This is a genomic window from Nocardioides sp. P5_C9_2, assembly GCF_054049555.1.
This window is the reverse complement of record NZ_JBFUMD010000306.1, coordinates 1-4857: the sequence shown is the minus strand read 5'-3', so window position 1 is coordinate 4857 and position 4857 is coordinate 1. Positions and strand designations below refer to the sequence as shown.

Below are 4857 nucleotides of genomic sequence, written 5' to 3'. Positions count from 1 at the left end.
TCCCACGCCCGTCCGCGCTCGATGACCCAGTTGCCCAGGACCTGGCACCAGCCGCCCTCGGTGAGCAGCTGCGGGGCCTGGCGCACGATGTCCTCGACCACCCGGTCGCCCGGGAGGCCGGAGTCGCGGTAGACGAGCCGTTCCCCGGTGGCCGGGGAGATGACGAACGGCGGGTTGGTCGCGATCAGGTCGAAGCGCTCGCCGCGGACCGGCTCGAAGAAGGACCCCTCACGCACGTCCACGTCGACCTCGTTGAGCGCCGCGTTGAGCCGGGTCATCCACAGGGCGCGGGCGTTGATGTCGGTCGCGACCACCTCGCCGGCGTGGGCAGCGAGGTGCAGCGCCTGGACCCCGCAGCCGGTCCCGAGGTCCAGGGCCCGGCCGACGGGCTCCCGGACGGTCAGCTGGGCCAGGCTGGTCGAGGCGCTGGAGATGCCGAGCACGTGGTCGCTGCCCACCCGGTTGGGCGTGCCGTCGAGCCCGGGGGTGAGGTCGGAGACGATCCAGAGGTCCTCCTCGTCGGTGCGGTAGGGCCGGCAGTCGAGACGGGCCGCCACCTCACCCACGCTCTGCTCGAGCAGGCCGGCGTTGCAGAGCCGGTCCACGAGACCAGGGAGAGCGGCCTCGGCAGCGTCGTGCGACACCGGCGCCTGGAGGAGGAAGAGCCGGGTGAGGGTCGACAGCGGGCTGCCGTCGGTCGTGTGCCGCAGGCCCGGCGTCGTCTCGTTGCGGCTCAGCGCCCGGTGGGCGGCCTCTCCCACGAGGTCGGCGACGCCGTCGTAGGTGAAGTCCGCGGCGACGAGCGCGTCGCGCAGGGGGCCGGTGAAGTCGAGGCTCATGCGCTCGCTCCCCTCTCGTGGTAGCCGGTCATGGGGTCGCCGGAGCGCCATTCGTCGAGGGCTCCCCGGTAGATGCCGTGGCGCAGCTCCAGCTCGTACCCGTCGTACTGGGGCATCCCCATGTCGCGGGCCACGGCCAGCTCGGCCTCGACGTCGTACGGAACGCGGGCGAAGGACACCGACCACGGCGCCGTCTCCTGGCTGTCGAGCTCGCCCTCGAGGATGCAGTACATCGGCGTCGGGTCGCCCATGCAGTTGCCGACGCTGCCGGTGTTGAAGGTGGTGCGCCCCTCGAGCTGGCACTCGTAGAGGTGGAAGAGCCGCACCCGCCGACCGCTGAGCCAGAAGTCGTGGTTGAACGGCAGACCGCGCAACCACTCCCCCTGGCCGGGGCCGAGCTGGGCGAGCCAGAGGCGGAGCGCGTCGCTGTCGAAGTCGCGGCCCGGGTCGGGCAGGAAGTCGTCCCAGTTGCCGAGCAGGTTGACCTCGCAGCGCTCCCGGCTCAGGTCGACGACCTCGCGACCGCGGGGCCCCTTGCCGACGTAGTCGCCGAGGTTGAAGATCCGCTCGATCCCGCGACGGTCGATGTCCGCGAGCACGGCCTCGAGAGCGGTGAGGTTGCCGTGGACGTCCGAGACGAGGGCGATGCGCTCCATGGCCGTCATCCTGACAGCCCCGGTCGTCCGAGCACCGGCCGGACGTGCCGCTGGCCCGGACATGCCGCTGGCCCGGACATGCCGCTGGCCCGCCGCGAGGTGCGCGACGGGCCAGCGGGAGGAGGTGCAGCGATCAGGTGGTGATGTGCGGCGACATCGAGGTGCTGCCGGTGTTGTCGCCGTCGTCGCTGATGGCGACCCCGCGCCGCTTGGACACGTAGATCGAGCCGACGATGATCGCCACCGCCGCCAGGGCGATGACGATCCGCAGGACGTCGTTCTGGTCCTTGCCGACGCTCAGGGACACGACCGCGCTGGCGATGAGCAGCGACACCAGGTTCATCACCTTGAGGAGCGGGTTGATGGCTGGGCCGGCGGTGTCCTTGAACGGGTCGCCGACCGTGTCGCCGATGATGGTCGCCTCATGGGCGGGCGACCCCTTGCCGCCGTGGTGGCCGTCCTCGACCAGCTTCTTGGCGTTGTCCCACGCGCCGCCCGCATTGGCCAGGAAGACGGCCATCAGGGTGCCGGTGCCGATCGCGCCGGCGAGGAAGCCCGCCAGCGCGGTCACGCCGAGGCCGAAGCCGACCGCGACGGGCGCCAGCACGGCCAGGATGCCGGGCGTCACCAGCTCGCGCAGCGAGTCCTTGGTGACGATGTCGACGACCTTGCCGTACTCCGGACGACCGGTGCCCTCCATGATCCCGGGGATCTCGCGGAACTGGCGTCGTACCTCGTAGACCACCGCGCCCGCGGCGCGGGCGACGGCGTTGATGGCCAGCCCGGAGAAGAGGAAGACGGCGCAGGCGCCGAGGAGCACCCCGACCAGGACGGCCGGGTTGAAGACGTCGAACTGGAGGAACTCGTCCTGGGCCGGCTGGGCCTCGACGAGCGACTCGAACACCGAGGTGGCGTAGGAGCCGAAGAGCGCCGTCGCGGCGAGCACGGCCGTCGCGATCGCGATCCCCTTGGTGATGGCCTTCGTGGTGTTGCCGACGGCGTCGAGCTCGGTGAGGATCTGCGCCCCTTGCTCGCTCACGTCGCCGGACATCTCGGCGATGCCCTGGGCGTTGTCGGAGACCGGGCCGAAGGTGTCCATGGCGACGATGACGCCGACGGTGGTGAGCAGGCCGCACCCCGCGAGGGCCACCGCGAAGAGCGAGACCGTGAGGGCCGCGCCGCCGAGGAGGTACGCCGAGAACACGGCGGCGCCGATGACGAGCGTCGTGTAGACCGCCGACTCGAAACCGACCGAGAGGCCGGACAGGATCACGGTCGCCGCACCGGTGAGGGAGGTCTTGCCGACGTCCTTGACCGGGCGGTACTCGGTGCCGGTGTAGTAGCCGGTGAGCGCCAGGATGCCGGCGGACATCACGATGCCGATGACGACCGCGGCCGAGGCGATGAAGCGCGGGTCACCCTCGGCGGTGGCCAGGCTCTCGGCGATGTTGGTGAACTCCGCGAAGCTGCTCGGCAGGTAGACGTAGGACAGCACCACGCTGGCGACCGCGGCGATGGCCGAGGAGATGTAGAACGAGCGGTTGATGGTGGTGAGGCCGTTCTCGCTCGCCTTGGGGCGGGTGAGGTAGACCCCCGCGACCGCGGTGAGGGCACCGATGGCCGGGATGAGCAGCGGGAAGACGAGCCCCTTGTCCCCGAAGGCCTGCGACCCGAGGATCAGCGCGGCGACCAGGGTGACGGCGTACGACTCGAAGAGGTCGGCGGCCATGCCTGCGCAGTCGCCCACGTTGTCGCCGACGTTGTCGGCGATGGTGGCGGCGTTGCGCGGGTCGTCCTCGGGGATGTTCTGCTCGACCTTGCCCACCAGGTCCGCACCGACGTCGGCGGCCTTGGTGAAGATGCCGCCGCCCACCCGCATGAACATCGCGAGGAGGGCCGCGCCGAAGCCGAACCCCTCGAGCACCTTGGGCGCCTCGTCCTGGAAGAACAGCACGACGAGGCTGGCACCGAGGAGGCCGAGGCCCACCGTCAGCATCCCCACCATCGCGCCGGTCCGCAGGCCGATCGTCATGGCGGGCTCGCGCCCGGTCGTCTCGGCCGCTGCGGCGACGCGGAGGTTGGCGCGCACGGCCAGGTTCATCCCGAGGTAGCCGACCGTCGCGGAGAAGCCGGCGCCGACGAGGAAGAACACGGAGCGGAAGATCCGCACGGTCATGTCGTCCGCCGGCAGCACGAGGAGCGCGAAGAACGCGATCGCGGCGAAGATGGCGAGCGTGCGGAACTGCCGGGCGAGATAGGCGTTGGCGCCTTCCTGCACGGCCCTGGCGATGGTCCTCATGTTGTCGGTGCCTTCACCGGCGGCCAACACCTGCTGGCGGAACATCGCGGCCATCGCGAGCGCGGCGAGCGCGATCACGGCGACGACGACGACCAGCACGAGATTGCCGCCAGTGAGCTCCGGCGTCACGACGACTGGGTGGATCCCCGTCATGTGCGTCCTCCTGGCAGTGGTCCAAGTGTGTGAACGCGCGGGAGTCTACGCAGATGTGTCCCAGATCACGCGCGACACGTGACGCGGGACACAGTCAGCTGGTGGCCACGGAGGGGTCGGCGGAGTCGTGGATCACGAACACCTTCGCCAGACCGGTGATGCGGAAGATCTTGAGCAGCCGCTCCTGGCTGCAGATGAGCTCGAGCGAGCCGTCGTGGGCGCGGACCTTCTTGAGGCCGCCGACCAGCACGCCGAGGCCGGTGGAGTCGAGGAACTCGACGGCCTCGAGGTCGATGACGATGTTGTACGAGCCGGCGCCGACGAGCTCGGTGATCTGGTCGCGCAGCTTGGGCGCCGTGTAGACGTCGATCTCGCCGCCCACCGCGACGACGGCACGGCCGTCCACCTCGCGGGTCGCCAGGGTGAGGTCCACGACTGCTCCAGGTCCCAGAGAATGTACTCACTCGGCGCCCATCGCCCCGAATGCTGTCGGCAGTATCAAACCACGTGCGGGCCAAGTGCGCAGGCGTACCCGGTAGCAGGTATCCGCATACCCGTTCCTGCGACCGCTCCGAACGGCAGTGCCACCCTGCGCCCGCGAGGGCGTCGAGGCCGCTGTCGGTGGCATTTGCGAGACTCGGACCCGTGGCCCTCGCGACTCCTGCACACCGCTCGGTCGCCGCCCTCGTCGACCGGCTCACCGGCGTGCCGGGACGGGAGGGCCGGCTGCGCCACCTCGAGGTGATGCCCGCCCGCGCGGCGCGCGCGGCCGACTGGCCCGCGTGGGTCCCCACCGACGTGCGGGACGCCTTCGTCGACGGCGGGATCGCGCAGCCGTGGCAGCACCAGGCCGCGGCCGCCGACGCCGCCCACGCCGGACGGCACGTGGTGCTCGCCACCGGCACCGCGT

General features: G+C 71.0%; 4 protein-coding genes and 1 pseudogene. 1 reads left to right on the top strand and 4 read right to left on the bottom strand.

Annotation, left to right across the window (positions count from 1 at the left end):
* The 4 genes from ACXJKL_RS14640 to ACXJKL_RS14625 all read right to left on the bottom strand — a co-directional run.
* Nucleotides 1-839 (bottom strand): DUF7059 domain-containing protein (locus tag ACXJKL_RS14640; protein ID WP_457207777.1); only part of this gene is annotated, 839 nt, incomplete at its 3' end.
* Nucleotides 836-1495, bottom strand: a complete 660-nt coding sequence (locus ACXJKL_RS14635) for a metallophosphoesterase family protein (protein ID WP_457207776.1) — start codon at nt 1493-1495, stop codon at nt 836-838. The genes ACXJKL_RS14640 and ACXJKL_RS14635, both read right to left, overlap by 4 nt.
* 133 nt (nt 1496-1628) lie before the next feature.
* On the bottom strand, nt 1629-3947 hold the full coding sequence (locus tag ACXJKL_RS14630) for a sodium-translocating pyrophosphatase (RefSeq protein WP_457207775.1): 2319 nt from the start codon (nt 3945-3947) through the stop codon (nt 1629-1631).
* 94 nt (nt 3948-4041) lie between these two features.
* Nucleotides 4042-4380, bottom strand: a complete 339-nt coding sequence (locus ACXJKL_RS14625) for an STAS domain-containing protein (protein ID WP_457207774.1) — start codon at nt 4378-4380, stop codon at nt 4042-4044.
* A gap of 212 nt (nt 4381-4592) precedes the next feature.
* On the opposite strand from ACXJKL_RS14625, the pseudogene ACXJKL_RS14620 reads away from it, so the two are divergent.
* Nucleotides 4593-4857 (top strand): annotated as a pseudogene (locus ACXJKL_RS14620) (hypothetical protein); the annotation flags it as partial.